Below are 26,561 nucleotides of genomic sequence, written 5' to 3' on the forward strand. Positions count from 1 at the left end.
TATATATTTTATGGGTTTTTTAATGTGATCTTGACCCAGAAGTTAGAGCAAGGGTTGCATATTACTATGGTTTTAGTGCAACTTTTTGCAAATCAACTTGCATGTTGAGCAATCAATAATAGAGCTTAACCACTCATTAGATGTCTGTTCGCGAGCATCAATCAGCGTGTCACGCGAACAGGTTATCTGGCATAAGCTGAATTATTTTCGCCAACGCGTTGTAATAACTAACTTAACCCGATGATATTCCCTTTATCATCGATGTCTAATGACATAAACGCGGGTTTATCAGGTAAACCAGGCATGGTCATTACATTGCCGCATAAAGCGTAAATAAAGCCCGCACCTGCACACAGTTTTAACTCTCTAACTGGAACGTTAAACTGTGTTGGTGCTCCTTTTACATGCGCTTCTGTTGAGATAGATAACGGCGTTTTGGCTAAACACACGGATAGGTTCGAGTAACCATGCTGCTTGAATTCAGCGAGTTGTTTTTTTGCTAGGGGCGATAGCGAGATACTGGCTGCGCCATAACCCACTTCAGCGACTGCCATCAGTTTCTCTTCTATGCTTTGCTCTGACTGATACAACGGCTTAAATTCACTTTCAACATGGCAAGCTTTTACTACTGCATTCGCTAACTTAGTCGCGCCTTCACCACCTTGACCAAACGCTTCACTGACTTCAACGCTCACGCTTGAATCGAAATCGGCGATCATCTGTTTTAATGCGTCTAGCTCTAGGTCTGAATCTTGTGGGAATCGGTTGATGGCAACGACGGTTGGCACTTGGTACTGCTTAACGTTGTTGATGTGCCATTTTAGGTTCTCAAAACCTGCAACGAGTGCATCTCGGTCATCACTAAAGATAGAATCTGGTAGTGGAGTGCCCGGCCTTAAATCGTATAAACCTGAGTTCGCTTTTAATCCACGTAGCGTTGCAACAACAACGGCACAGTCAGGCTTCTTGTTGGATGCCTTAACCTTGATGTTACACGCTTTCTCGAACCCCATGTCTGAGCCGAAACCACCTTCGGTCACCACAAAATCACTCAATTTTAAGGCAATCTTGTCGGCAATAATTGAAGAGTTACCGTGTGCAATGTTCGCAAATGGCCCTGCGTGGATAAGTGTAGGTACACCTTCAAGGGTTTGCATTAAGGTTGGTTCAATAGAGTCCTTCATTGTTACAGTCATAGCGCCAGCAACGTTGAAGTCATCTGCGGTCAGTGGCAAGCCTTGATGATTGTAAGCAAGCACAACACGGCCAATCCGTTTGCGTAAGTCTTGTAGGTCGTCAGCCAGTGCAAGAATGGCCATTAGCTCTGATGCGGCCGAGATATCAAACCCGTCTTCGCGCTCAAAACCATTAATTGTTTTATTCGCTTCGTTTTTACCTACAGTGATCATACGCAGTGCGCGGTCATTGTGGTCGAGTACACGTCGCCAAACGATTCTGCTTGGGTCAATATCCAAGGCTTTTAGGCCAGAGCGCGCTTCAAACGCTTTTAAGCCTTCGCGCTGTTCATGATACAAACGTGCATCAATCGCAGCAGAAGCAAGGTTATGAGCGGCTGTTACGGCATGAATGTCACCAGTCAGGTGCAGGTTCAATTGATCCATAGGAGCGACTTGAGAGTAGCCACCGCCAGCTGCGCCACCTTTAACACCAAACACAGGGCCCATTGAAGGCTGACGAATACATGCCATCGCCGATCGGTTAATTTTTGCAAGACCTTGTGCGAGCCCGATGGTGGTCACTGTTTTGCCTTCACCAAGTGGTGTGGGTGTAATCGCAGTCACTACGATCAATTTACCATCTGGTTGGTTAGCAAGGCGTTCAAGTGACGTTAGAGACACTTTAGATTTGAATTCGCCTAATGGCTGGTGTTCGTCGTGTTGCAGGCCTGCTTGTTTGGCAACCGCACTGATGTTTTTAAGGGGAGTTGAGCGACAAATATTAATATCAGACAGCATATTTGATCCTTATATCAGAACCGAAAGGTGGTACGTAAACGTTTGCGTGGCGATACTACTGCATAAATTTGCCAAGTAAAGGCAAACCACACGAATTATGTGCTGGAAGATAACAGATCTAAAGAGTCATTGCGCGAGATCAAATCTTAAACGAGCAAAATATTTGATTCGATTACCTTCGATTGGAATTGCATTGGCGTTTGATACAAAAAGAGCTGCATATAGCAGCCCTTGAAGGATTAGTAATTCTATTTAGACGTCGTCTAGAAAGATTAACGATCCCAGTATGTTTCTTCTAAGCTATCTTCGCGTTCTGGCAGCGCACGAGAAAGGCGAGGAGAGTGCTGAGTCAGTACTTCGTAGCTTACGCGGTTGGCGTACTTACAAATTTGAGACAGTGACGAGTACGTTAGGCAAGCGTGTTCGTGCTTCTCAGAGTTTGGTACGTTCACGTGGTGGTAGCTGTTCGCTGCCATGTCGTGTAGCAAAGCCGATAGCGCGCCATCGCCAGCACCGTTGGTGTTCTTAATCTCAAGTGGACCACCTAGGTAAGGGCCAATGTGAGAGTACACTTTCACTGGGTTTTGGCAGTCTTGCTTGCGCATTGCACGGCTGAACTCATACTTGTTGAATTCTGGGATGTTACCAGGCAATAGTGGTAGCGTAGTTTCACGCTTCGCGAGTTCGTCTGTGTAACCTGCCATGTAAAGGCCAATTGGACCTGCAGTACATAGTACTAGATCAACCCACTCAAGCGCTTTGTTCGCCGCTAGTAGTGGATCTTTCTCACCCGTTAGTGCTTCGCCTTCGTCTTCGTTCATCGCAACGATGGTTACGTTTTCTTTTAGGTATTCTTGCCACCATTCGGCGTTACCTTCGATCACGTATTTTGTACCAAGCGTTAGTACAACAGGCACATTGTGCGCTTTCGCGTATTCAATCGCTTTTTGTACTGCTTTTGGCATTGGATCTTCAGGCTTGCCACGCATTAGGTATGAAGACACAACGAGCGCAGATGCTTTCTCGAAAATCTTTTCAGGAATGCTTTCAGGAAGAAGTTGGTTCATGTGGCCTTCGTTGATTGCAAACGTACGCTCGCCATCTTCGGTAATCAGTGTATAACAACGACCAATTGGACCATCAACAGTTTGTAGGTGGTTTAAGTTCATACGAGAAGAAGTGCGGCAAAGGTAACGGTAACCGAACGAGCCTACTTCAATTTTCTTAGACATAACGCCAAGCAGTACAGATTTGCTGTCTGCAAGTACGGAATAGTTGTGCAGTGTATTACCGATAGTGTCGCCGGGGTATTGATGCGTGATCAAACCGCGCTCAACTAGCTCTTCATACAACGCATCTGCTTTACTTTCTTCCAATACAAGCGAGTGACCTTTACTTAGCTCGTATTTTTCTAAGAACGCGCTGTCAACACGGGCTTCGATATCAACAATAGTTTGACCCACACCGACAATCGTTGCGCGGTGAAGCTTAGGTGTTTGTTGAATTTGGTTGACCAACGGATCACGTGCGTGAGTTGGAAAGTAGTGCTTAGATTTACGCTGTCCAGGAAACTTCATATGAAAAATACAGTGAAAAAATTTTGCCGCATGATATCACATTTTGTTTCTGGTTCTTTCATTTTTATTACATTTTGAATCGCCTGCACAATGTCTGTACAGGTGATTCGGCTTACTTGCGCTTAAGGCTATTCAGATGTAACGAGTGTTGCTGGATCTACGTAAGCCTCTGTACCCCAAAGCGGAACGGTTGAAAGGCTATGTTTGAAACTGCCTTCCGTTTCTTTGGTGGTGTAAGACAAGTAGAGCAATGATTGATTCTCTGCATCGTAGATACGGCGAACCTTCATTGTTTTGAAAAAGATACTTTTTGATTGCTTGAATACCACTTCGCCTGACTTACTCTTGTCTATTTGAGCAATCATTTCAGGTGTAATTTCACCGGTTTGACGACAAGAGATAGAGCTATCACTTGGATCAGAAAGGCTAAGGTTTGCTTCGATGGATGCGATATGACAAGTCACACCCGCGATCTTATCATCATCTAATGAGGACATCTTGATATCCTTCAGTGTGAAGAATCCAAGAGATACGTCGCCAACCTCGTTGTCTGAGCAGCCAGCCAACGATGTCATGATACCAACTGCTATTAAGGCTTTTTTCATAAGAAGTCCTTTTTATTTATATAGTTCTGTTTACTATAAGGATATTGAAAACTTGAATACGAGTGTAGAGCTTTTCACCGAGTTCTTAAAGGATGTTGTTGAAGAATGAAAAATATGAAGCATTTAAAGTACTTGTTGGCCTTGGTCATGCTCTGTATGCTTTCTGCTTGTAGCTCGGCACCTCAGTCGACCATATGTCTTCCAAATAACTGTGATATTTGGGGATACTAAACGTAGGTACTAATAGAATGAATAACGAAATACCTGAAAATGCACGCAAGAAAAACCAATGGCTATTCAGCCAACTCGACATTGCGTATCCCGCAAAAGAGAGCCTTCTCGGTCGAGACATCTATAAAAGCAAACTTCCCCAGAAAACGTATCAACTTCTCCCGCAAGATCAAACACCTACCCAACTAGACGAATTACATAAAGTCGACTTTCATAAACTGACGGTTCTATTTTCGATTAATCAAGCCAGCGTTTATCAAGATGAAACCGAAAGAGCACATATTTTGGAGTTTTTAAGCCAAATAATGCTGTCGGATGAGCATGAATTATATGTAGGTACCAAGAACGGTAATGTAGTGGCGAGTGCGATTGTTACAGCGACTGAAGATTCACTGCTGCTCTCCGATGTAGTAAACCAGCATGACCAAGACTCTATAGGGTTTGCTAAACAGTTACACGAATTTTGGTCTCAAGATCAAGTTTCTAGCCATAAAGTATGGTTGGAAAGTTAAAAAGCCTTTGAGAAAGCGTTAATCTGCATGCGTTTTTTGAGGTTAATTGTAGCTACTTGTCGATCGCGCAATCAATCTACGCTTAAATGTTATACTCTCGAGCTGGAAGCAATCTATTAACCCACCAATATTCCAAATTTTTTAGAATATTGGTTTAAAAACGATAGGCCATTTTCAACATCGGACCAAAGAAACGATAGTCGATTTTTAGTTTTGTGTGTTCAGCTTCATAGCCGACACCGAGATCATAGTAGTTAAATGATGCGCTGACACTGAAGTTGTTATTGACATAGTAGCGAGCGGCCATTTCTACCTCATACATCCAGCCGGATATTTCATCATACTGTAAGTAAAAGGCATGAACGTGGCTTTTGATTACGACATCCTTGTACACGTTATGCTCCACGAGAAAACCTAAATTTGGTAATGGAGCAGTAACACCACTAGCAAAGCCTTCCGAAAAGAGAGTCGTATCCGATGTCGCGTCTTTCTGAGCTTCCACCTCTATTTTTCCGTTCATACCGAACTCTAATCGCGTGATATGAAGGCCTGTGAGAAAGTGGACGTCCAAATGTTCAGAATGAAAGAAACGATAACCGTAGCCTAGACGCATGATGTCGATATTTAGGGTGGTTAATAGGTCGACTTCACCTCCAATGGTATAGATATTGTCATCAATTTTTAACTGAAAAGGATCAGCGACATAATCTTGATATCCATTGCGGTGTAATCGGCGCCAGTCAAGGTAGATCTGGTGTTTTTCGTTGAAGCGATATTCTAGATCCAGATAAGGTAGTACATCATCATGAGGCAGATTGAGTTCTGATTCGAAGTTCAGGTCAACATATTCGTGATGAAAAGGGTCATACACTTCAATATCAGTGCTTGTTTTAGAGAAGAAGGCACCGACTTCCACTTCAAAAGTACCTGCATAAACTATCGGAACAAATAAATTACTCACTAATAGCACTATGGAGCGGATGGTAAAGGTTGCGCCTTTCAAGTTTATTCCTTCGAATTCAGAATATTAGTAGTTCAAATATCATTGTGTAACAGCAAATATCTGGAATTGTCGCACAAAGTGCTGGCGCCCTTCAAGATGGTTTGCTGGTCATTTCTATTACGTTATCGACTTCTCATGTTTACAAGCTACACATCAAAACCTCTGCCTTGTTGAAAAACAACAATACGCTTCAACCCTCAGGTCGAAAGATAAACATGCCCTAACAATTTATGTAAAGCAAGGGCGTTGTTGGCTAAAAGCATAACCACGCAAATTTGGTGATTCCATTCAGAACTTATGACCATCCGTTATTTGATGAATGATGAAAATAGCGACCTCAAGCAACAAATTCTTACCTTAATTTCGATAGCACTAGTGGAAAGTTATGTTAGCTAACAACACCCAAACCCATTAGTATTTGGTGGTGCTTGATACCTCAGTTTTTAGTGAGAGCTATTACTTATCTTGATCCACAAGGTGATCAGCTGCATATTTTGCGAAGAAAAATAACCAGCTTTCGGTAAAGTGTTAGCTCAATCATGCCGACCCTGAAGATAACCCTATAGGATAAAGCTAGGATTCAATGGGAGTGAGAGCTATGCGGTTAGAACAGACTAAATGTGTAATTTTCGATTGTGACGGGACACTTATCGATAGCGAGAAACTGTGTTGCCAAGCCTTGGTGAATGTATTTGCTGGCTTTGGATCTCAGTTAAACCTGAATGACTGCTATGCACATTTTCAAGGTGGTAAGTTGGCTGACATCTTAATAGATACTCAAGAGCGCTTAGGCCTGTCTATTTCGATTGATACACTTGAGCCACTATATCGCGCTGAACTCGAAGCCTTGTTCCAACGCCACTTGAAACCTATGGATGGCGCGATAGAGCTGATTGAATTCCTTAAGGGTGAAGACATCGAGTTTTGTATTGCTTCTAATGCACCCAAATCTCGAGTTGAATCCTCATTAGCGATGACCGGTATGCTCGACGATTTCAAAGGCAAAGTGTTTTCGGCGTTTGATGCAAACAGCTGGAAGCCAGAGCCAGACCTAATTATGTACACAGCAATGAACATGGGCTTTTTACCCAATGAATGCATCTATGTGGATGATACTTTGAAGGGAATCGAAGCGGGCGTTCGAGCAGGCATTCAATCATTCAGATTACGTCCAAGCATTGATGAATCACTTGTAGATCCAGAAGCCGACTCAGCAGAGCTAGCGGCTCAGGATATCTACAGTTTGGAAGAAATTTCTGTTTGGATTAATGGCAAGCACTGCTCAAGTGATGGTATACCGAACTCTGCAGCTTTGGTGGGTTAGTGCCTAATTGAAGGCTGACTACTTTACTAAATTGTTTGGTGTGGAAACCGCAAGATGCACAAGTAAACTTCTCTCCACTTTCTGAAAGCAGATATTCGTCGTGTTGGCATAAAGGGCATGTGATGTCGTCGGTGTTTGGTGCTTTTGTTTTATTCATTATGTGTCCACCTGCAGCAAGAGGGTAAGCGAAAATACGACCCGTATAAGTAGATTACTCCTAAGCTCGATTATTAGACAGTTTTGACACTTCTTAATCTCTCCTTTGCGACTTGCTTCATGGTAATGATAATCTCATCTTTAGTGACCATGATTTTTGTAATGTTACTAACCCCATCCAATAAAAAAGGACTCATGCGAGTCCTTATTAGTTTGGTTTCAATTCACGTTAACTGTAAGCCACTTTGACCTTGGCTTCGAAACGTTATGACTGAGTTTAAGTGCGGTATCTAGACAAAGTTTGTGATAGTGACACTGACGCTTCCGTTAGCTTAGATACGCCATTTGACGAGTTTTGAGCGACTTCTTTAATCACATCAGATTGACTACGAATATCGTTCAGCTCTGCTGCAATGGTGTTTGCTACGTTACTTTGCTCATCGGCCGATGTAGCGATTTGAATACTCATATCCATTAGCGCTTGAGCTGAATCAGCGATAGAGTTTACGTCGTCGCCAATGTTTGAAATCAACTGGCTGCTGGTTTGCGCTTGATCGACTGTTTGTTCGGTGATCTTCGCAATGTTTTGGCTCTCTTGTTGTAAGCGTTCAATCATTGCTTGGATTTCTACCGTAGCGGATTGAGTTCGGCTCGCAAGCGTTCGAACTTCATCTGCAACGACTGCGAAACCACGACCTTGTTCACCAGCACGAGCCGCTTCAATCGCTGCGTTCAGTGCGAGTAAGTTTGTTTGCTCTGAGATAGCGTTGATTGTGGTGATCACTTCGTTAATCTGGCTAGTGTTCACATTCAAGCTGGTCACTGAAGAAGAAGTTTGCTCAATCAAAGAAGACAGGGTCGTGATCTCTGAAATAGCTTGCTGGACCTTCGCGTGGCTGTGGTTGATCTGCTGTGCATCTTGCTCTGTTTGTTCTGTTGAACGAGCAGAGATATTAGACACTTCATTGGCAGATGCCGTCATCTGGTCCATAGCAGTAGCCACAGAGTCTAGAGATGCGTTCTGGCTCATGATTTGTGTTTCGCTGCGCTTCATTTCTGTTTCGAAAGAGGCTGACGTTTCACTTAAAGTCGTGGCATTGAGGTTTACGTTGTTTACTAGTTCACTAAGCGTGTCCATCGAACGGTCAAGAGCACAACCAATCGTACCAAATTCATCACGGCCAGGGTGAAAACCAAGGCGTGAAGTTAAATCACCATCACCAATCTTTTGAGTCGTTGAGTAAAGTACCCAAAGAGCGCCACCTAAGAAGGTCGCTACCCAATAGCAGAAAAGACCAAAAGGCACACACCATAAAAGACTGAGTAATAAAGTGTACAGTGCTTGCTGCTTTTGGTTTTGTGTATCATTATTTGAGACGCTAAGAGAGTAGTAATTACCATCTTGCCCAATAGCCGTTGCGGTAACCGCGCCATTGTTCGAAATGATGGTTTCTTGAGGAAGGGTTTGCTGGCTAACAGAACGAACAGAGGCAGGGGAATCTGACGCTGATAAAATACCTTTGAGTTGATACTCAACTTGCTGTTTTGCACTTGCGTCAATTTGTTCCATTTTGTTGACGTAGTTGAGTCCAGCTAGGCTCGCTACAGCGGCGAAAAAGATTAAGAAAATGACCCAAAACTTATCGTTGATAGACATTTTAATAAACAGTTTGTCTATCGTTCGAAATTGTACTTCTTTCATAAAAACTCCACGGTAAATCCTTTACCGTGGACTCTAAATAACCGACCTCAATAAAAATGTGACATTAATCGACTAATTGTGAAAATTAATGATAGTGACATATCAATTATGAGATCTATATCAAGTAAATTAGTTCTGTATAGGTTTATTAGCCTAAAGAAGGCAGTAACCCTACTGAAATAAGGATTTGAATCGCAATGATAAATACGCCAACACTACCCGCTAAAAATAGCGCTTTGCTCCCACCCAAGACTTGGTAAGTCGCTTCTGTACAGTGAGATTTTACTGAGAAATCTGTGTAGCGAACTTTGTAAACCATTACGGTAGGTAGAAGAATCGCTAGAACTGAAAGTGCAATCGCAGCATAGCCCAGCGCCATGATGAAACCTTGTGGGTAAAACAGGGCGAAGCCCAATGGCGGTAAGAAGGTGATAACAGCGGTTTTAACGCGCTTTGCACTGCCTAGTTTTTTGCTGAGCGAGTCACCCATAAATTCGAATAGACCTAAGCTCACGCCAATAAATGAGGTAAGAAGTGCAAGGTCAGCGAACACACCAACAATCACGCTGAGATTTGATTGATGAACGGTTTGCGAAAGCGAAACTAAAAGTGCACCCAAACTTGTGTCTGACAGCAGTTGTTCTTGGCTTACTACGCCCAAAGTAACGCTCTGCCAGAATACGTAGATAACCAGAGGTAGCGCAGAACCAACAATCATTACTTTGCGTAGAGAGCGAACGTCGCCATCTAGGTAACGAACGATCGATGGGATGCTGCCGTGGAAACCAAAAGAGGTGAACACAACCGGGATAGCCGCAACAATCAGACCTTGTTGTAAAGGCATGCTCAGCAAGTATTGAGAAGTGATGTTAGGCGCTAGGAAGCTCAGTACTAGAACCATAGCAATCAGCTTTAAGCCAAATAAAACACGGTTAACTTTATCGACACTGTGTGTACCAATCGTCACAACGCCTGCAACCAACAGGGTAAACAGAAGGGTCGTGATTTGGCCATTGAGTTCAATGCCCGCGATATCGGAAATACGTTGGTTAAACTGAGCACCACCACCAGCAATGTAGGCAGCGCATAATGCGTAAAACAGAAACATGACTGCGAAGCTCGCAATCCATTTTCCTTTCGTCCCTAAAATTGTGTGAGCTAAAGTGTGTAGGGTTGCATCAGATTCTGCGAATTGGTGAAGCTCGACCATTAATAGTGCAGTGAACGCCATTAAAGCCCACAAACCAAGCATTAAGAAAAGTGAAGTTGAAAAGCCAATACCTGCAGAAGCAAGTGGAAGAGCGAGCATGCCAGCACCAATCGTTGTGCCTGCAATGATCAAAGTACTACCAAAAACCTTTGATTTATTCATTGTATATAATTCTTTACGTTAGAGTGTGTTTTCATTGTAATTCTTCTAGCTTAAGAGCATAAACCCAAAGAATATCTCGATTTTGAAGTATTCTGATTGAGTTTAATTCCAAATGCAACATCTAATGTAATTTAAAGTATCCACTGTAAATATTAATTTACATGAATTTAAGGGTTAGGTGTTGAAAAGGGTGAAGCAAACGTTTGACCATGATCTGCTTCAAAATTTGTAGAGTAATTTGTTGTACTTGGTGTAAGGTGGCAGTACATATGTCGTTCGCGTATACCCCTTTAGCGTAAACAAGCGTTAATGATCGCGAGTAGCGTCAAGCTATAAATATGGAATGGGTAGAGTAGAGTGCGTTCATCAAAGTGACATAATATAAGTCCAAGATGGTGCACTAGTTAACAGGACATCATGTCCACACCAAGGAATAGAGGGGGCACAATGAGTGACCAATCTTATAATGACGAAAGTCTTGAGTTGTTAGATGCTATGGAAATTGGCATTGATTTGTCTGACTATGAGCAGACAGTTAAACAATTAGCAGAAGAACTGTTCAAATCTTCTAACTAGGTTTTCCGTAGTTAAGATTTTAGAGTTCAATGTTCTCAAATTAGACAATTCTTAGACTGAGCAAATCTCATTCGCTCACACGTCATACCAAAACTATCCTCATTAAAGTTCGCGAAGATAAACGAGTACGTTTACCATGTTACTAAGTTCTCGATACTTTAATGAGGTTCAATGAACTTTCTCGCACACCTTCACATCGCTCAGCACTGTAACAGCAACTTAGCAGGTAACCTGTTAGGTGACTTCGTTAAAGGCGACCCAAATAAATTCTATTCGGACTCACTTTCTGATGGTATTAGACTTCATCGATTTGTCGATAGCTATACTGACCGTCATGATGTGTCTCGCTCTGCAAAATCTCTCTTTTCAGATCAAACAAAACGCTTTGCGCCTATTGCACTCGATGTATTTTGGGACCACTGCTTAGCTAATCATTGGGCTCAGTTCTCGACACAATCACTTGAGCATTTTTGCTCCGACAGCCATCAGCAGATCTTTGAACACCAAGAGCCACATTGGCCTGAGCACTTCATTTCTGTTCACCAGAAAATGGCTGAGCAGAGGTGGTTAGAGAGTTATCAAGAGATGTCATCCATAGAAATGGTATTGCAACGAATGGCCTTAAGACGGCCAAAGCTTGGGATGCTTAAATCTTGTTATAACGACCTCGAACGTCACTATGATACGTTGCAGTGTCACTTTAATGAGCTGTATCCGAGTGTTTTAGAAGAAGCAAACCAATTTAATGCACTTCAATTGAAGAAAAATCAAAAGGAAAGGTAAACAGCGTAATGCAGGTTTGCTACAATCCGCGCCTATTTAATCTTTGAGCATCATACTATGTCTGAATCTACTAAATCTTTTAACCAACTAGGATTGTCTGAGCACCTTCTTGCTACGCTATCAGAGCTTAACTTTACGGCTCCAACCAGTGTTCAAGAACAAGCGATTCCATTGGTATTAGAAGGCAAAGACGTACTGGCTGGTGCTCAAACGGGTACGGGTAAAACGGCTGCGTTCGGTTTACCGATTATCCAAAGGTTAATCGAAACGAAAGACAACGTGATTCCAAACCCTAAGTTAGTTCGTGCATTGGTATTAGTACCAACACGTGAACTGGCACAGCAGGTGTTCGACAACCTCACTAGCTACGCGAAGGGCACTGACATTAAAGTGGTTGTAGCGTACGGCGGTGTGAGCATGAAGGTTCAAACCGACAAATTACGTGGTGGTGCAGATATCTTAGTCGCGACACCTGGCCGTTTGATTGACCACATGTTCACTAAGAACATCATGTTAAGCCAAACAGAAGTGTTGGTATTGGACGAAGCTGACCGCATGTTGGACATGGGCTTCATGCCAGACATCAAACGCATTCTTTCGCGTATGAATGAAGTTCGCCAAACCTTGTTCTTCTCGGCAACGTTCGATACCAAAATCAAAGCGATTGCGTACCGCATGATGAAGTCGCCAAGTGAAATTCAAGTGACGCCGAAAAACAGCACGGCTGACACTGTGACTCAGATGGTTTATCCGGTTGATAAATCGCGTAAGAGTGAACTGTTGGCTTACTTGATTGGTTCAAAGAACTGGCAACAAGTGTTGGTATTCACTAAAACTAAGCAAGGTACCGATGCGCTAGTAAAAGAGCTTAAATTAGACGGCATCAAAGCGGCTTCAATCAATGGTGATAAGAGCCAAGGTGCGCGCCAAAAAGCACTGGATGATTTCAAATCAGGTAAGGTGCGAGCGTTGATTGCAACAGACGTTGCAGCGCGTGGTATTGATATTCAGCAGCTGGAACAAGTTGTGAACTACGATATGCCATTTAAAGCAGAAGACTACGTTCACCGTATTGGTCGCACTGGTCGTGCTGGTAACAGCGGTCTTGCTATTTCATTGATGAGCCAAGACGAAGCTTACCTATTGGGTGACATTGAACGACTACTGGATACGCGCCTGCCTCAAGAGTGGTTAGAGGGCTTTGAACCTAGCCTTGAAAAAGACCTTGCACCTGATCGCAGTGGTCGTAGCAAGAGTCGTTCGTCAGAAAAACGTAAGATGAAAGCCAAGCTTAAGATTCACCAAAACCGTGGTAAAGCTCGTCGTTAATCGGGCAGATTAAAGATCTACAATACATAAGATACTAAAAAGCGCCGTTACAGTTGATTCTGTAACTGCGCTTTTTTATATCAAGTAAATTAATTTACGGGAAGGGCAAACAAAGCATTGGATTAATGATGTTCTTGATTACACTTCCACACACAAGGTACATCGTAAATCAGTTCTTCTAGGCTAATCGGATTAAGTACCCACTCTTCATTAATATTGAACTTGCTGACCATCTGCGTGTTGAAAAGCTGCCAATGCTTAAGTAGGGCATCTTCGGGTGAGGTGACCATATCGCCTTCATTCCAAGTGCTTTCCATGAAGGGAGTGAGGCATACTGCGCCGTTTGCATACATGATCATTTGCCATTTAACTTCGTAAATGTTGATCATTTTGTCTGGGTTGGCTGCATTGTACTCTGCGGCAAGGCCTTTAATCTCTTTCTCAACATCACCAACGTTGTCGATGAAATAATCAACCAAGTTATCTTCTTGACGAACAGAATCCGAAATCAGCTGCATTGGCCTACGTGAGTGAATCATGTTGGTGAACAGACGCATACTAAATAAATAGATAGAAACGTTTGGTGCAATGTTTTTTGGTAACTCTTCCATAATCTTACTGATGTAAGACTGAAAATAATCGTGCAAACAATCACTTATCGCATGCCAAATCTTTTCTTTGCTACCAAAGTGGTGGCGGATAAGGCTATGTGATACACCTGCCTTTTCACTGATGTTTCGCAGTGATACACGGTCGTAACCAAAGTCACAAAACATGTCTGCGGCAACACTCATGATCAAAAACCGCGTCTCTTCGGCGTCTTTTGCACTTCTTCTACCTTGTTTCTTTTCGGTCATCTTCATTTCACACAATTACCTGATTACCACATTCTACACTGTTTTTACTGAAATAAAAAATACTGCACAGGTGGAAAGTAAAGCTTGTGGAATCTAGAATTTTGAATATACTGCCCACCTGTGTAATAAATCATAATAATTAAATGGAGAGACTTCATGCAGTCCAATTTGTCTATCAATGCCATATCGAGTAAGCGCATGGGAGTTGTTATTACAGCACTATTACTCGCAGGTTCTTTGACCGGATGTAATAAGGTTCAGTCAGAAGAAACCGTTCAAGTTGTTAAGCCAGTAAAGCTGTTTGAGATCCCTCAACAGACAGATATTGAGCTTGATAGTTTTATCGCAAAAGTGGATGCGACCGACCGTGCTGCGCTTTCTTTCAATGTGGGTGGAGATATTGAAACTTTATCTGTTCGCATGGGACAAGAAGTGAAGAAAGGACAGGTACTCGCCGTGTTAGATTCGACGGATTACCGTATTGCCGTTGATGCAGCACAAGCAAAATTTGATCTGGCGAACAGCCAATACAAGCAAGCGTCTGAGTTGTACTCGAAGAAGCTTGTGAGCACGGATTACTACGACCAAGCCGTAAACACCTTTACTGCCGCTGAAGTTGAGTTGGACCAAGCAAAAACAAACCTTGGTTACACCACATTAGTTGCTCCATTCGATGGCGTGGTATCGATGGTGTTTGGTAAGCAATATCAATTGTTCGCAGAAAAGCAGCCGGTACTTAACATTTTGAATCACAGCGAAATGGATGTGACTTTCTCTATTCCGGTATCAAAGCTTGAAGATCGTTCAATTCAAGACCTAACAAGCTCAAACATGTGGGTTGTGATGGATAGCCACCGCGGCATTCGTATCCCAACGCGCTTCAAAGAGATCTCAACGCAACCAGACGAAGACACCAACAGCTATCAAGCGGTTGTGTCTATCGAAAAGCCTGAAGACATCAATCTGCTTTCTGGCATGACAGCGCAAGTAGAAGTTCAGAAAAACAGATCGGACTACGGCATCGGTATTGTTGATTCTGCTTGGTTAAGCAAAGAGGCAGATCATGGTGAACTGTGGCGCTACAACCCAGAGTCGCAATTGATTTCTAAAGTACAAGTTACCCTTGATGAACAAGGCAAGGTGATTGACGGCCTGTCTTCTGGCGACCTAATCGTAGAAGCAGGTGTAGATGTGTTATCAGATGGACAGCAAGTAAAAGCTTGGTTACGTGAGGGCGGTATTTAATGAACCTTTCCAAATTATCAGTTGTGGTTGCATCTGCATTATTACTTCAAGCTTGTAATAACGAAACAGACCACCGTGAGCAGCCTTCACTTTTGGTTTCAACTTTTGAAGTTGGCGCACCACTTACTGATCAATTCAGAAGTTTTAACGGACAGGTGATGCCTGCAGAACTGACACCGTTGGCATTTAAGCTAGCCGGTGAAGTTCAGCAAGTATTGGTTGAGGCGGGTGACAAGGTCGAAAAAGGCCAGCTACTGGCGACCCTAGACAACGCAACATACAAACAAGACTTAACGGATGCTCAATCTCAGTTTGAATTGGCGAGCAAGCAACTGTCTCGCGGTACTGAGATGTTTGGCAGCAAGATGTTATCGCAATCTGAACACGACCAACTAACCGCTAACTACAAGCTGGCATCGGCTAATTTGGCTGCGGCACAACGCAAGCTGAGTTACACAGAGCTGCTAGCACCATTTTCAGGCACGGTTTCAACCGTTGATAAGCAGCGTTTTGAAAACACGACACCGGGTGAAACGCTTCTTAGTTTGTATCAGAACGATAAGGTTTACGTACGAATCCAAGTATCCGATTCGATCTTAGCGTCGATCAGCCCTGACATGCGTTCAAGTAGCTACCGTCCTGAGGCGACCTTTGGTGGTCACTCTGGAGAATATCCTCTGACGTACCTAGAGCACACCAGTGAACTGCACCCTCAATCACGTACATACGAGTTTTGGATGCAGATGCAACAACCTGAAAGTGAAATTCTGCCGGGTACGAGCGTTACGGTCAATGTCGACATGGCGAAAGCAGGCCTAAGTGATGTTCAAGGCTACCAGTTACCAATGACGACACTACAAGCCGGCGCTGAAGCGAACCAATTTTACGTGTGGAAAATGGAAGACGGCCAAGCATTCAAAAACGAAGTGGAAGTCGACAAGATCAGCGGCCAAGGCGCACTTATCGCTCATGGTGTTGAGCAAGGTGAGCTACTCGTAAATTCGAATCTAAGAAAACTCCGTGACGGAATCCAATTGTCAGGAAAAGCAGAATGAACATCGCAGAATATTCAATAAAGAACAAAGTAATCAGCTGGCTGTTTCTAGTCATTTTGGCCATTGGCGGTGTGACGTCTTTTGGTAATCTATCCCGTTTAGAAGACCCAGCTTTTACCATTAAAGATGCAATGATTATTTCAACTTACCCTGGCGCTACGTCTATGGAAGTTGAAGAAGAACTGACTTACCCGCTTGAAAAAGAGATAAGACAGCTCCCTTACATTGATAAGATCACATCGACCTCATCGAATGGTATGTCTCAAATTATGGTCAGCATGAAGATGGACTACGGTCCGGACGAGCTACCACAAATCTGGGATGAAATGCGCCGAAAGATCAATGATCTACAGCCAACACTGCCAAGTGGTGTGAACTCCGTTCAGATCATTGATGACTTTGGTGATGTATTCGGTGTGATGATCATGTTGACCGGTGACGGTTACGATTATGTTGAGCTGAAACAGTACGCAGATTACCTCACGCGTGAAATCGAACTGGTCGACGGTGTCGGTAAAGTAAGTATTGCAGGGGATCAACAAGAACAACTGTTTGTTGAGATGTCACTGGAACGTTTAGCCGCATTGAACCTAGATATGTCGACGGTAACGTCACTGTTAGCGCAACAAAACAGTGTGGTATCGGCAGGCGAGGTGATGTTGAATGGCCAAAGCTTAACGATCAAACCTAACGGCACGCTGAGCACAGTTGAAGAGCTAGAAAACCTGATCATTCATGGTCGTGATACGGGTAACCTGATTCGCTTGAAAGATGTCGCTGAGGTCACTCGTGGTATCCAAGAAAAACCGGGTAATGTATTAACTTACAACGGCCAACCAGCAATCAACTTAGGTATTGCGTTCTCTTCAGGCGTAAACGTCGTTGAGATTGGTAATGCGCTAGATGCAGAGCTAGACCGATTAGAAAGCATTAAACCTGCCGGTGTAGAGCTGAACTACTTCTACAACCAAGCGCAAGAAGTAGATAAATCAGTGGCTGACTTCCTAATCAGCCTAGTAGAAGCCGTAGCTATCGTTATCATCGTACTGCTTTTTGCAATGGGCTTACGTAGTGGTTTGATCATTGGTTTAGTACTGCTACTGACCGTATTTGGTACGTTCATTCTTATGGACTACAACGATGTCGAACTGCACCGTATCTCGCTGGGTGCCTTGATCATCGCACTCGGTATGCTGGTGGATAACGCGATTGTTGTCGTTGAAGGTATTTTGGTTGGCTTGAAGAAAGGTAAGACCAAGCTTCAAGCTGCAAAAGACATCGTGACACAAACACAATGGCCACTATTGGGCGCGACCATTATTGCGATTACCGCTTTTGCACCTATCGGATTATCGAAAGATGCAACGGGCGAGTTCATGGGTTCATTGTTCTGGGTACTGTGTTTCTCGTTGTTCTTGAGTTGGGTAACGGCGCTAACACTAACGCCATTCCTTGCTGAGATGTTGCTTAAAGAAGAAGACAAAGTCGATGAGAACGAAGACCCATACAAAGGTATTCTGTTCGTTTTATTCGGTGCGTCTCTGAAATTTGCACTGCGCTTCCGATGGTTAACCGTAGTGAGCATGGTTGCTCTGCTGGCTGCATCAATTGTTGGTTTCGGTATGGTGAAGCAACAGTTCTTCCCACCATCAAACACGCCAATGTTTTACGTCGACATGTGGATGCCAGAAGGTACCGATGTTCGTGAAACCATCAAGCAAACAGAAAAAGTTGAAAGCTACATTCGCCAACAAGACAACGTAGAGTTTGTTACGACAACGGTTGGGCAGGGCATGCAACGTTTCGCTCTGACATACCAACCAGAGAAAAGCTACGAAGCGTACGCTCAGTTACAAGTAAGAACGACTGACCGTGACACTATGTTTCAGGCGTTAGAGGCACTCGATAGAGACTTAGCGAATGAATTCGAACAACCGACGTTCCAATTCAAGCTAATTGAGTTTGGTCCATCACCAGCATCTAAAATCGAAGCGCGTATAAGCGGCGCTGATCCACAAACACTTCGTAATATCGCGGTACAAGTGGAAGACATCTTGTTAGCTGACCCGGGTTCTCGAAACGTTCGTCACGATTGGCGTGAACGTACTAAAGAGCTGGTACCGCTGTTCAACGAATCTAAGGCTCGTCGCCTAGGCATTTCAAAGACGGATTTGTCTGAGACGTTACAGATGGCGTTTGGTGGTTACAATATCGGTCTACTGCGTGATGGTACTCATATGTTACCTATCGTGGCACGTTTGCCGGAAGAAGAGCGTTTTGATTTCGAATCGCTAAACAATGTGAAGATTTGGAGCCCGTCACTACAAACCTACATTCCAGTCGAACAAGTGATTGATGGTGTAGAGCTTCAATGGTCTGAACCACTGATTCAGCGTCGCGATAGAAAACGCACGCTAACGGTATTGGCTGACCATGATGTACTGGGTGATGAAACACCAGCAAGTTTGTTTGCTCGTGTGAAACCAAAGGTTGAAGCATTAGATTTGCCAGAAGGCTACAGCATAAGCTGGGGCGGTGAGTATGAAAGCTCTAAAGATGCACAAGAGTCTCTGTTTGGTTCATTGCCAATGGGCTACTTGTTGATGTTTATCATCACTATGCTTCTGTTTAACTCGGTTCGTAAGCCCCTTGTGATCTGGTTTACGGTTCCACTGTCTATCATTGGTGTTTCAATTGGTCTGTTAGGTACCAATATGCCATTCAGCTTTACGGCGTTCCTTGGCTTATTGAGTCTAAGCGGCATGATTCTGAAGAACGGTATCGTACTGCTTGACCAGATCAACAGTGAGCTTGCGACAGGTAAAGACCCATATTTAGCGGTTGTCGACAGCGCGATTAGTCGTGTACGACCGGTATCTATGGCAGCACTAACGACTATCTTGGGTATGATTCCCTTGGTATTCGATGCATTTTTCGGCTCGATGGCGATTACCATCATGGCAGGCTTAGGCTTTGCTACAGTACTAACACTAATAGTAGTACCTGTGATGTTCGCTATCTTATATAGAATCAAACCGTCCACTGCGGGTTATTAGGGATTGATATAAAACAGATTCTTTTAAGCCAGCCCAGTCAATTTTGACTGGGCTTTTTTATGCGAGTGATTTAGTACAGCGTTGGTTCAAGCAAACATCCGTGTACATAAAGCGATGTGAAGACCGCTACACGAACAAAGAACTTCGTTAACAAAGGAATGTGTTAAGTGACAGCCGCTTAACCTGTGGCTAGCGGCTTTAAGAAGAGTAAGGGCGGTTTTAGATTGCTAAACGGATATCCAATTCAATCGGTTTAGGCATCGCTAGATGGTAGCCTTGGTACATGTCGAAGCCCAAGCTTTGCATTGCTGCGAGTTGATGCTCTGTTTCTATGCCTTCGATGACAGTCTTAGCGCCGATTTGCTTCGCAAGCTCTAGAACTAATTCCATTGCTCGTGTGTGACCTTGCTCAAAATCTAACATCACTGAGCGGTCTATCTTTATGATATGAGGATTGATATGGCGAACGCGTTGTTCTGTTGATGCTTGCGTTCCGAAATCATCGACCGCGATTTGAAAACCATTCTCCGCAAGAGAGAGGGCAGCGTCTTTCAAGCGCTCTTCACTTTCGGCATTCAATTCTACCAATTCCATCACGATCTGCTCACATGAAAGGTTCAGCTCATGAAGACGTTTTGCCAGAAGGCTGTCACTGACTTTTTCTGCCGCAAATAACTCCCCAACGTTTGGAAGAACGTTCAAGAATAGGTGCAAATGACGGATAGTTGACTGTGCGAAGTTACGAATGTGGATAGCGCGACTGAGTCTCTCTACATTGATCTTATCTGTGCATGAGGTGTCATCGGAATGGAAGAAGTGATCAGGACGAACAATATCCCCTTTGCTATTCGATATACGCACCAAAGCCTCTACGCCTATCTGAATCATTGAGTCGTCAAATATAGGTTGATAGACACTTCGCAGTGTTAGGTCTTGATACTTTGCAATAAACTGCATATCGGCATCCACAGATATACAGCTAATAAATTCACTTCTGTCTGATAAAATCATAGTCGCTAATAAAGGTGTTTATTCAATGACGAAAATAGACGTCATGGCTGTCACAATATTGACAGGTGTTAGTAAATTGTCAATTGATAAAAATTCATTTGCAGGGTCAATATTTAAATAAATATAATTAACGAAAAATCAGCATGATAAATGATATTAACCATTAATTTAACTTATCATTCACTAGGTTTGATAGTTGCTGTGAATTTAATGGCTGAGTAACGCCTCACATATCAATCCCAACCAATATAAAGCTAGACCAGCGATACACCAGCGAAAAGTAGGGTTAAAGGCTTAGATTATGGGTGAATGTCAAAGTTAGAAAATAAAGATACTTAACTGGTTACATAGAAGTGATATCTATCTCTCAAAATCGATAGCATCGGAAGAACAGTTATTAATAATTCGATTAGAACGTTCGAATAATTAATGAGCAATGATTTAGCGTCTTTTATAAAACATTGGGATGAAGGTCTAACAATTTGCTTTCAATATTGAATGAAAAAGTTGACCCGTATTATCCCTACCATTGAAGTACGGCATAAAGTTGCAGGTATTTACGAACCAATTGTTGATTCCCTGACCGTTTTAGTGGGTGACCAAATTTAATAAAGCACGGACTGATTCTAAAGTTATTATTTAAATCAGCAGCGAATTGAGAATCACTCTCTCTTAACGTGATGCCTTGTTGGCTGTATTCAGTTATCTCGTCTGGGAGTTCTCCCATCCACCAGTGCAACAACTCACCACTGTTTTTACTTCGGCTTATCCAATGGTCAGAAACAATGATCAAAACGTCATTGGGTTGAATGGCGAATCCGTACTCTTGCTGCCAGTTATGAATGTCTAACATCAACTTTTTACGACACGTTTTTCCCGCGCTCACCATATGGTGGCTAATCATCCAAACTGTGCCGATTTCAGAAGAGATACGGAAGTGGCGGGGCGTTTCTCGAGAGGAGAGCATTTCAAGTGGACTGATGTTACTTGCATGATTAAAGCTTACGAAGGTGTGTTCCATTCGTCGGGCAAAGGCTTTACCGATGTGATGTTCACTGATCCCTTGGTTGTGTACCGTAGGATAATGACGCTCACAGAGTTTTAGACAATCGTCTTGAAACTGATTGACGCTTTTAATCACGAGATCTAATAACAATGAAGTCCCTTATACACAGTTACTATCTTATTGATGGGCAATAGTACGGTAATTAATGTGTCATTACCTATCGCCAAAGTGCGAGTTCTTGATCCCTCTATCAAAATTAGCGATTGCGGAGCGATTTTATGGATAGCACTGGCACTTCGCTGGTCTGTATTCTAAATTATGAGGAATTCTAATCAGTTAGAAAGACTATCTTTAGCAGCAAAGTTACAAGTGAGTTAGCTAGATTATAGTTTAGTCAGCTGTTCACGATGGATTTATTTACTCTTTACTTGGAAACATTCATGACCATTCAACTAGATTCGAAGCAAAAGTCTGAGCTTACCCATACTCTTCAAAAATACCTGCAAGATGAACTCGATGTGGAGCTTGGCCAGTTCGACACGGAATTCTTGGTCGACTTCATAAGTAAATAGTTTGGGGCGGTTTACTACAACAAAGGGATAGAAGACGCCCAAAAAGTGATGGAACGTAAAATGTTAGATATCTCAGACGAGCTATACGAGATCGAACAAATCGTTGAAATCTAACGTTTAGCCCAAACTTGTTCAGATAATTTGAATAACTCGTTTAATTTGAAATGATGTTACCAATGTAAAGCTTGGTAAATAATATGTTACACAAACTTGGTGTAGGGTACGCTTTTCGAAACTACACTACTCGTTAACATTCGGAAGAGATGCATGGACAACAACGTTAGAAATTACAACCCTTTAGCAAGAGCGATGCATTGGATTTCAGCTCTCGCAGTATTTGGCTTATTTGGTGTAGGCCTGTGGATGGTTGATCTTTCATACTACAGCGAGTGGTACAAAACAGCGCCAGACTATCACCGTTCGGTAGGCATTCTTTTGGCCGCCGTTACCGTTATCCGCTTGGTTTGGAAGCTAGTTACCGCGTCACCTAAGGTGGAAGGTAAAAGCTATGAAGTTGCAGCAGCGAAGATCGCTCACGGCTTCATGTACATCAACTTAGCGGTTTTATTTATTTCAGGTTATTTGATTTCGACATCAGATGGCCGCGGGATAGAGGTATTCAATTGGTTCACTGTACCAAGTATGGGCGAACTGTTTGCAAACCAATCTGATCTCGCAGGTACGGTTCACTACTATGCTGCATGGGTACTGATCATTATGGCATCAGTGCACGCCTTAGCGGCGATAAAACACCACGTTATCGACAAAGACGATACGCTACGAAAAATGATAGGAGCTTCAAAATGAAAAAGTCAATTATCGCTACAGGATTAGCATTTGCTATGGCAATGCCTTTCGCTGCGAACGCCGCTGATTACGTGATTGATACAAAAGGTGCGCATGCTTCAGTTAACTTTAAAGTTAGCCACCTAGGTTACAGCTTTATCCAAGGCCGTTTTAACACATTTTCAGGTGATTTCTCATTTGATGAAAGCAACGTTGAAGCGTCAAAAGTAAACGTAACTATTGATACAACTAGCCTTGATTCAAACCACGCAGAACGTGATAAGCACATCCGTAGCTCTGACTTCATTGATGCAGGCAAATTCTCAGACGCAACATTCAACAGCACAAAAGTGGTTGATAAAGGCGACGGCAAACTTGAAGTAATGGGTGACCTTAAACTTCACGGCGTTACTAAGCCTATCGTTATCGAAGCTGAATTCATCGGCGCTGGTCAAGACCCATGGGGCGGTGAGCGTGCTGGTTTCGTTGGTACAACTCGTCTAGAACTTGCTGACTTCAACATTCCAGTAATGGGCGCTTCAAGCTACGTAGACATGGAACTACACGTTGAAGGTGTAAAGAAGTAATCTAGCTATTGATGGTCGCTAGCTGGTATCAATCTTTTATGTAACAGCAAAAGTTGAATCGATACCTGATACCTAGAAAGCAAAAGCAACAGTTAGAAAAAGAGAAAGGCGCAAAGTATTCACTTTGCGCCTTTTTATTATGGTAAATGGTAACGCGTTTAGATCTGTTTTGTGTCAAACCTTTAGTTGCGCTTTAAGCCACCATTTACTTTTAGCCAGTCAACGTTGCCATGACTGATTTTCGAGGTGAACAACTAATCCCTAATTGTTCAACCTTGTCCTAGTTAGCTAACCACTTCCTAGTAAAACAGTCGTTAGCTACACGCTTCCTAGTTAAACCGTTGCAAGTTAATCCACTTTAGATTCAGGCACTGTAGATTAAACCACTGCAAGTTAAACCCTTAGCCAGTTAAGCCGTTTCTAGTTCCGCTTTTGGTACTACGTTTAGACGGTCACCGTAGATAGGGCGAAGTGCTTGCATCACCTCAGTACGAGTAAGAACACCCACCATCACACCGTTTTCCAATACTGGGAGCATATGTGGCTGGCTCACTTTCATCGCTTTTGCACGCTCTTCTAGAGAAAGAGAAGTCAGGCGAGTTGCGAAGCCCATGCTAGTAGTAGGGTACAGTTGCTCTTTGTCGATACATAGGAACTCAGCAACATCAACTAGCTTGTCGTTTGCATCGATTGCCACAACGTCACGGCTCATTAGGTCTACAACTTTTTGGCCTTTAGTTGGGATGTAATCTTGGCACCAAAGGTCAACCATTACGTCGTGAACAGAGAAGATACCAACAAGACGGCCTTCAACATCGCAAACCGGAGCGCTAACAAGTTGAGCGTCTAAAAGTGAATCAATTGCCACTGATGTAGGCATTTCTACGCTTAGTGTAATTGGTTGAGTGTTCATGATTTGCTTGATAGTCGTTGCTGTGTTCATAGTGATTTCCTTAACTGACGTAATTTCTGTTGTTTGTGTAATTGCAGTAATTTTTGCTGCTTTAAGTTGTGGGCGGCGGTAGATGCTCCAATTGGCTAAGCCGACCAATACCGAACCACCTACGATGTTGCCGATTGTTACTGGCACCAAGTTTGCGGTGACAAATTTCATGATGTTTAGGTCTGCGTACTGGGCTGGTGTTGCGCCAATTTGCATCCAAAAACTTTCTGGTGCGAATGCTTGAATCGTGATGCCTAGTGGAACCATGAACATATTCGCCACACAGTGTTCAAAGCCTGAGCTAACGAACATTGCCACGGGTAAAACAGTCATCATGGCTTTGGTCATTGCATTAGCAGAGCTGAACGTTAACCAAATGGCTAAACACACCAATAAGTTACAAAGCACACCCAAAGCAAAAGCTTGAACAGGGCTGTGGTGTAGCTTGTGTTGAGCAATATTCAGAGCATTTAAGCCCCATTGCCCACCATCCAATTGATACAAGCCAGCTGCGCTTACTAGAGCCAAAAGGAACATGGCACCGATAAAGTTACCGACATAGACCTTGCCCCAAATAGACAGCATCTTAGTGAAGGTAATCTGCTTGTTAGCCCATGAGATGCTTGATAACACTGAGCTGGTAAACAGCTCGCCACCGCAAATCACAATCAGGATTAAACCCATACTGAATGCAAGACCGCCGGCTAAACGACTCAATCCCCATCCAGCATCAGCGCTACCAGTGGTTACCGTGATGTAGAATAAAAAAGCAAGCCCGATGAATGCACCAGCCATGATTGCCAAACTCAATGTCATGCTGCTGGTTTTATTTGCTTTGCTTAATGCAAACTTCTCTGCTTCCGCCATCATTTCTGTTGGCGAGAACAGTTGATGATTTTCAGAAGTGCTGGTTGCCATATCCCCCCCTTGAACAATCCGTCATGTGTAATTCCTAGTGTTAATGACTTGGTTAATCTGTAATGGTTAATCAGTAATGTTTTGCAGGGCTCGTTGTGTCCTGCCATTCCAGATTAGGGGGTAGCGAGGTAGAGGTAAAATTGATAATTTTTAAAAACCACATCAAATTTATTGATATAGCTTGGGTTACGAGTAGAATGAAATCGATTGCTCATCGGCTTGATAAAAAACGAGCATCAGGACACAAATAATTAAAAGCATTAAGGATGAATTTTGCGTTATTCATTAAAGCAACTCGCGGTATTTGATGCAGTGGCAGATTCTGGGAGTGTTAGTATTGCAGCGGATAAGTTGGCGTTGACTCAATCAGCGACAAGTATGTCTCTTGCACAGTTGGAAAAAATGCTCGGCAGGCCTTTGTTTGAAAGGCAGGGCAAGCAAATGGCCCTTACTCATTGGGGCATGTGGCTAAGGCCAAAAGCGAAGCGTTTACTGCAAGACGCACAGCAAATTGAAATGGGTTTCTATGAGCAGCATTTATTGAGCGGAGAGCTTAAATTAGGTGCGAGCCAAACACCCGCAGAACACTTGGTTCCAGACCTCATCAGTATTATTGATAACGACTTTCCAGAGATGCGAATTTCGCTCGGTGTACAAAGTACCGACGCCGTTATCGATGGCGTACTAGATTACAAATATGACTTGGGTGTTATCGAAGGTCGTTGTGACGACAGCCGAGTTCACCAAGAAGTGTGGTGTACTGATCATTTAACCGTGGTTGCATCTGCTCATCACCCGTTTGCGAAGCGTGAACGTGTCAGTTTGGCGCAGTTAGAGCAAGCGAAGTGGGTATTACGCGAACACGGTTCGGGTACTCGCAAAGTTTTTGATAGCTCTATTCATCATTTAATTGGTGATCTTGATGTTTGGCGTGAGTATGAACACGTTCCTGTTCTAAGAAGTTTGGTTGCAAACGGCCCATATTTAACGTGTCTACCTTATCTCGATGTCGAGCAGTTTGTTGAATCAGGCCAACTCGTTACCTTGAATGTTCCTGAGCTTGAAATGGAACGTACGCTTTCGTTTATCTGGCGTGCTGATATGGCAGAAAACCCACTTGCTGAGTGTATTAAGCGAGAAGGCAAGCGCATGATGAAAGGAAAACCGTCGGTTCTGTAAGGTAGATTTGATAAAATGCTAATAACTATTTGTGTTGAATAAGCGATTCCGGTCTCTATCTGGTGATAAATACACATTCGCGTACATTATTAATGTGATCGAGATCGCCTAAACGAAGGCGTTCTTGCCATAATATGCTTACTTGATTTTAAGTGAGGCTAAATCCGGTTGCGATGAATTGCGCAATTAGGCTTTAGAAA

Annotated in this window: 21 protein-coding genes and 1 pseudogene; 12 read left to right on the forward strand and 10 right to left on the reverse strand. The window is 43.1% G+C overall.

Features of this window, described 5'->3' with window-relative positions:
* Positions 1-227 precede the first annotated feature (227 nt).
* From L1D22_RS09615 to L1D22_RS09625, 3 genes are all read right to left on the reverse strand, one after another.
* Positions 228-1,976 carry a formate--tetrahydrofolate ligase gene (locus L1D22_RS09615; RefSeq protein WP_239829592.1) on the reverse strand — a complete coding sequence of 583 codons (1,749 nt, stop codon included), beginning with the start codon at positions 1,974-1,976 and terminating at the stop codon, positions 228-230.
* Between the two features lie 272 nt (positions 1,977-2,248).
* A complete protein-coding gene (locus tag L1D22_RS09620) occupies positions 2,249-3,553 on the reverse strand; it encodes an inosine/guanosine kinase (protein WP_017630393.1) in 1,305 nt (434 codons plus the stop codon).
* 128 nt (positions 3,554-3,681) lie between these two features.
* Positions 3,682-4,158, reverse strand: coding sequence for a CreA family protein (locus L1D22_RS09625; RefSeq protein WP_239829593.1), 477 nt, complete (start codon positions 4,156-4,158; stop codon positions 3,682-3,684).
* A 248-nt stretch (positions 4,159-4,406) separates the two neighbouring features.
* On the opposite strand from L1D22_RS09625, the gene L1D22_RS09630 reads away from it, so the two are divergent.
* The gene (locus L1D22_RS09630) at positions 4,407-4,901 is read left to right on the forward strand and encodes a hypothetical protein (protein WP_239829594.1); all 495 of its coding nucleotides are present in this window, start codon (positions 4,407-4,409) and stop codon (positions 4,899-4,901) included.
* Between the two features lie 154 nt (positions 4,902-5,055).
* On the opposite strand, the gene L1D22_RS09635 is transcribed toward L1D22_RS09630, so the two are convergent.
* Positions 5,056-5,904 (reverse strand): hypothetical protein, encoded by an 849-nt coding sequence (locus tag L1D22_RS09635; protein ID WP_239829595.1) that lies wholly within the window; start codon positions 5,902-5,904, stop codon positions 5,056-5,058.
* 598 nt (positions 5,905-6,502) lie between these two features.
* Between L1D22_RS09635 and L1D22_RS09640 the strand changes: the two genes are divergently transcribed.
* Positions 6,503-7,228 carry an HAD-IA family hydrolase gene (locus L1D22_RS09640; RefSeq protein ID WP_239829596.1) on the forward strand — a complete coding sequence of 242 codons (726 nt, stop codon included), beginning with the start codon at positions 6,503-6,505 and terminating at the stop codon, positions 7,226-7,228.
* 433 nt (positions 7,229-7,661) lie between these two features.
* Here the strand turns inward: L1D22_RS09640 and L1D22_RS09645 are convergent, their stop codons facing one another.
* A complete protein-coding gene (locus L1D22_RS09645) occupies positions 7,662-9,086 on the reverse strand; it encodes a methyl-accepting chemotaxis protein (protein WP_239829597.1) in 1,425 nt (474 codons plus the stop codon).
* 148 nt (positions 9,087-9,234) lie between these two features.
* A complete protein-coding gene (locus L1D22_RS09650) occupies positions 9,235-10,458 on the reverse strand; it encodes an aromatic amino acid transport family protein (RefSeq protein WP_239829598.1) in 1,224 nt (407 codons plus the stop codon).
* 447 nt (positions 10,459-10,905) lie between these two features.
* On the opposite strand from L1D22_RS09650, the gene L1D22_RS22305 reads away from it, so the two are divergent.
* The 3 genes from L1D22_RS22305 (at position 10,906) to L1D22_RS09660 (ending at position 13,146) form a co-directional block, all read left to right on the forward strand.
* Complete coding sequence (locus L1D22_RS22305; protein WP_017059831.1) at positions 10,906-11,034, forward strand: hypothetical protein; 129 nt, start codon at positions 10,906-10,908, stop codon at positions 11,032-11,034.
* Between the two features lie 171 nt (positions 11,035-11,205).
* The gene (locus tag L1D22_RS09655) at positions 11,206-11,817 is read left to right on the forward strand and encodes an ACP phosphodiesterase (protein ID WP_239829599.1); all 612 of its coding nucleotides are present in this window, start codon (positions 11,206-11,208) and stop codon (positions 11,815-11,817) included.
* 57 nt (positions 11,818-11,874) lie between these two features.
* Positions 11,875-13,146, forward strand: a complete 1,272-nt coding sequence (locus tag L1D22_RS09660; RefSeq protein ID WP_086713919.1) for a DEAD/DEAH box helicase — start codon at positions 11,875-11,877, stop codon at positions 13,144-13,146.
* Positions 13,147-13,268: 122 nt separating this feature from the next.
* Here the strand turns inward: L1D22_RS09660 and L1D22_RS09665 are convergent, their stop codons facing one another.
* Positions 13,269-14,009, reverse strand: coding sequence for a TetR/AcrR family transcriptional regulator (locus tag L1D22_RS09665; protein WP_239829600.1), 741 nt, complete (start codon positions 14,007-14,009; stop codon positions 13,269-13,271).
* 192 nt (positions 14,010-14,201) lie between these two features.
* On the opposite strand from L1D22_RS09665, the gene L1D22_RS09670 reads away from it, so the two are divergent.
* Genes L1D22_RS09670 through L1D22_RS09680 form a run of 3 tightly spaced genes read left to right on the forward strand, consistent with a single transcriptional unit; the run spans position 14,202 to position 19,359 of the window.
* Positions 14,202-15,248: an efflux RND transporter periplasmic adaptor subunit gene (locus tag L1D22_RS09670; RefSeq protein ID WP_239829710.1), complete on the forward strand. Its 1,047-nt coding sequence runs from the start codon at positions 14,202-14,204 to the stop codon at positions 15,246-15,248.
* Positions 15,248-16,303, forward strand: coding sequence for an efflux RND transporter periplasmic adaptor subunit (locus L1D22_RS09675; protein ID WP_239829601.1), 1,056 nt, complete (start codon positions 15,248-15,250; stop codon positions 16,301-16,303). The genes L1D22_RS09670 and L1D22_RS09675 overlap by 1 nt, the downstream gene beginning before the upstream one ends.
* Positions 16,300-19,359 (forward strand): efflux RND transporter permease subunit, encoded by a 3,060-nt coding sequence (locus L1D22_RS09680; RefSeq protein WP_239829602.1) that lies wholly within the window; start codon positions 16,300-16,302, stop codon positions 19,357-19,359. Before L1D22_RS09675 ends, L1D22_RS09680 begins: the two co-directional genes overlap by 4 nt.
* A 219-nt stretch (positions 19,360-19,578) precedes the next feature.
* Here the strand turns inward: L1D22_RS09680 and L1D22_RS09685 are convergent, their stop codons facing one another.
* Both L1D22_RS09685 and L1D22_RS09690 read right to left on the reverse strand, forming a co-directional pair.
* Positions 19,579-20,316, reverse strand: a complete 738-nt coding sequence (locus tag L1D22_RS09685) for an EAL domain-containing protein (protein ID WP_239829603.1) — start codon at positions 20,314-20,316, stop codon at positions 19,579-19,581.
* A gap of 577 nt (positions 20,317-20,893) precedes the next feature.
* A complete protein-coding gene (locus L1D22_RS09690) occupies positions 20,894-21,526 on the reverse strand; it encodes a hypothetical protein (protein ID WP_017631160.1) in 633 nt (210 codons plus the stop codon).
* A 290-nt stretch (positions 21,527-21,816) separates the two neighbouring features.
* Between L1D22_RS09690 and L1D22_RS09695 the strand changes: the two are divergent.
* The 3 genes and pseudogenes from L1D22_RS09695 (at position 21,817) to L1D22_RS09705 (ending at position 23,321) form a co-directional block, all read left to right on the forward strand.
* Positions 21,817-22,062: pseudogene (locus L1D22_RS09695) on the forward strand (DUF2164 domain-containing protein).
* Positions 22,063-22,215: 153 nt separating this feature from the next.
* Entirely contained in the window at positions 22,216-22,755 is a 540-nt protein-coding gene (locus L1D22_RS09700; RefSeq protein WP_017067366.1) for a cytochrome b, read from the forward strand.
* Positions 22,752-23,321: a YceI family protein gene (locus tag L1D22_RS09705; RefSeq protein WP_060466803.1), complete on the forward strand. Its 570-nt coding sequence runs from the start codon at positions 22,752-22,754 to the stop codon at positions 23,319-23,321. The genes L1D22_RS09700 and L1D22_RS09705 overlap by 4 nt, the downstream gene beginning before the upstream one ends.
* A gap of 409 nt (positions 23,322-23,730) precedes the next feature.
* Here L1D22_RS09705 and focA read toward each other — a convergent pair whose 3' ends face one another.
* Positions 23,731-25,182, reverse strand: coding sequence for a formate transporter FocA (gene focA, locus L1D22_RS09710; RefSeq protein ID WP_017631157.1), 1,452 nt, complete (start codon positions 25,180-25,182; stop codon positions 23,731-23,733).
* 273 nt (positions 25,183-25,455) lie between these two features.
* Here focA and L1D22_RS09715 point away from each other — a divergent pair, with 273 nt between their 5' ends.
* A complete protein-coding gene (locus L1D22_RS09715; protein ID WP_017631156.1) occupies positions 25,456-26,361 on the forward strand; it encodes a LysR substrate-binding domain-containing protein in 906 nt (301 codons plus the stop codon).
* Positions 26,362-26,561 lie beyond the last annotated feature (200 nt).

The sequence above is a fragment of the Vibrio sp. Isolate34 genome, assembly GCF_022397915.1.
In the GTDB taxonomy this organism is placed as follows: Bacteria; Pseudomonadota; Gammaproteobacteria; order Enterobacterales; family Vibrionaceae; genus Vibrio.

What these genes read in the sequence shown, in the direction of transcription:
- L1D22_RS09615 (WP_239829592.1), bottom strand. Translation starts at nt 1,976, where the DNA reads ATGCTGTCTGATATTAATATTTGTCGCTCAACTCCCCTTAAAAACATC.
- L1D22_RS09620 (WP_017630393.1), bottom strand. Translation starts at nt 3,553, where the DNA reads ATGAAGTTTCCTGGACAGCGTAAATCTAAGCACTACTTTCCAACTCAC.
- L1D22_RS09625 (WP_239829593.1), bottom strand. Translation starts at nt 4,158, where the DNA reads ATGAAAAAAGCCTTAATAGCAGTTGGTATCATGACATCGTTGGCTGGC.
- L1D22_RS09630 (WP_239829594.1), top strand. Translation starts at nt 4,407, where the DNA reads ATGAATAACGAAATACCTGAAAATGCACGCAAGAAAAACCAATGGCTA.
- L1D22_RS09640 (WP_239829596.1), top strand. Translation starts at nt 6,503, where the DNA reads ATGCGGTTAGAACAGACTAAATGTGTAATTTTCGATTGTGACGGGACA.
- L1D22_RS09645 (WP_239829597.1), bottom strand. Translation starts at nt 9,086, where the DNA reads ATGAAAGAAGTACAATTTCGAACGATAGACAAACTGTTTATTAAAATG.
- L1D22_RS09650 (WP_239829598.1), bottom strand. Translation starts at nt 10,458, where the DNA reads ATGAATAAATCAAAGGTTTTTGGTAGTACTTTGATCATTGCAGGCACA.
- L1D22_RS22305 (WP_017059831.1), top strand. Translation starts at nt 10,906, where the DNA reads ATGAGTGACCAATCTTATAATGACGAAAGTCTTGAGTTGTTAGATGCT.
- L1D22_RS09655 (WP_239829599.1), top strand. Translation starts at nt 11,206, where the DNA reads ATGAACTTTCTCGCACACCTTCACATCGCTCAGCACTGTAACAGCAAC.
- L1D22_RS09660 (WP_086713919.1), top strand. Translation starts at nt 11,875, where the DNA reads ATGTCTGAATCTACTAAATCTTTTAACCAACTAGGATTGTCTGAGCAC.
- L1D22_RS09665 (WP_239829600.1), bottom strand. Translation starts at nt 14,009, where the DNA reads ATGAAGATGACCGAAAAGAAACAAGGTAGAAGAAGTGCAAAAGACGCC.
- L1D22_RS09670 (WP_239829710.1), top strand. Translation starts at nt 14,202, where the DNA reads ATGGGAGTTGTTATTACAGCACTATTACTCGCAGGTTCTTTGACCGGA.
- L1D22_RS09675 (WP_239829601.1), top strand. Translation starts at nt 15,248, where the DNA reads ATGAACCTTTCCAAATTATCAGTTGTGGTTGCATCTGCATTATTACTT.
- L1D22_RS09680 (WP_239829602.1), top strand. Translation starts at nt 16,300, where the DNA reads ATGAACATCGCAGAATATTCAATAAAGAACAAAGTAATCAGCTGGCTG.
- L1D22_RS09685 (WP_239829603.1), bottom strand. Translation starts at nt 20,316, where the DNA reads ATGCAGTTTATTGCAAAGTATCAAGACCTAACACTGCGAAGTGTCTAT.
- L1D22_RS09700 (WP_017067366.1), top strand. Translation starts at nt 22,216, where the DNA reads ATGGACAACAACGTTAGAAATTACAACCCTTTAGCAAGAGCGATGCAT.
- L1D22_RS09705 (WP_060466803.1), top strand. Translation starts at nt 22,752, where the DNA reads ATGAAAAAGTCAATTATCGCTACAGGATTAGCATTTGCTATGGCAATG.
- focA (WP_017631157.1), bottom strand. Translation starts at nt 25,182, where the DNA reads ATGGCAACCAGCACTTCTGAAAATCATCAACTGTTCTCGCCAACAGAA.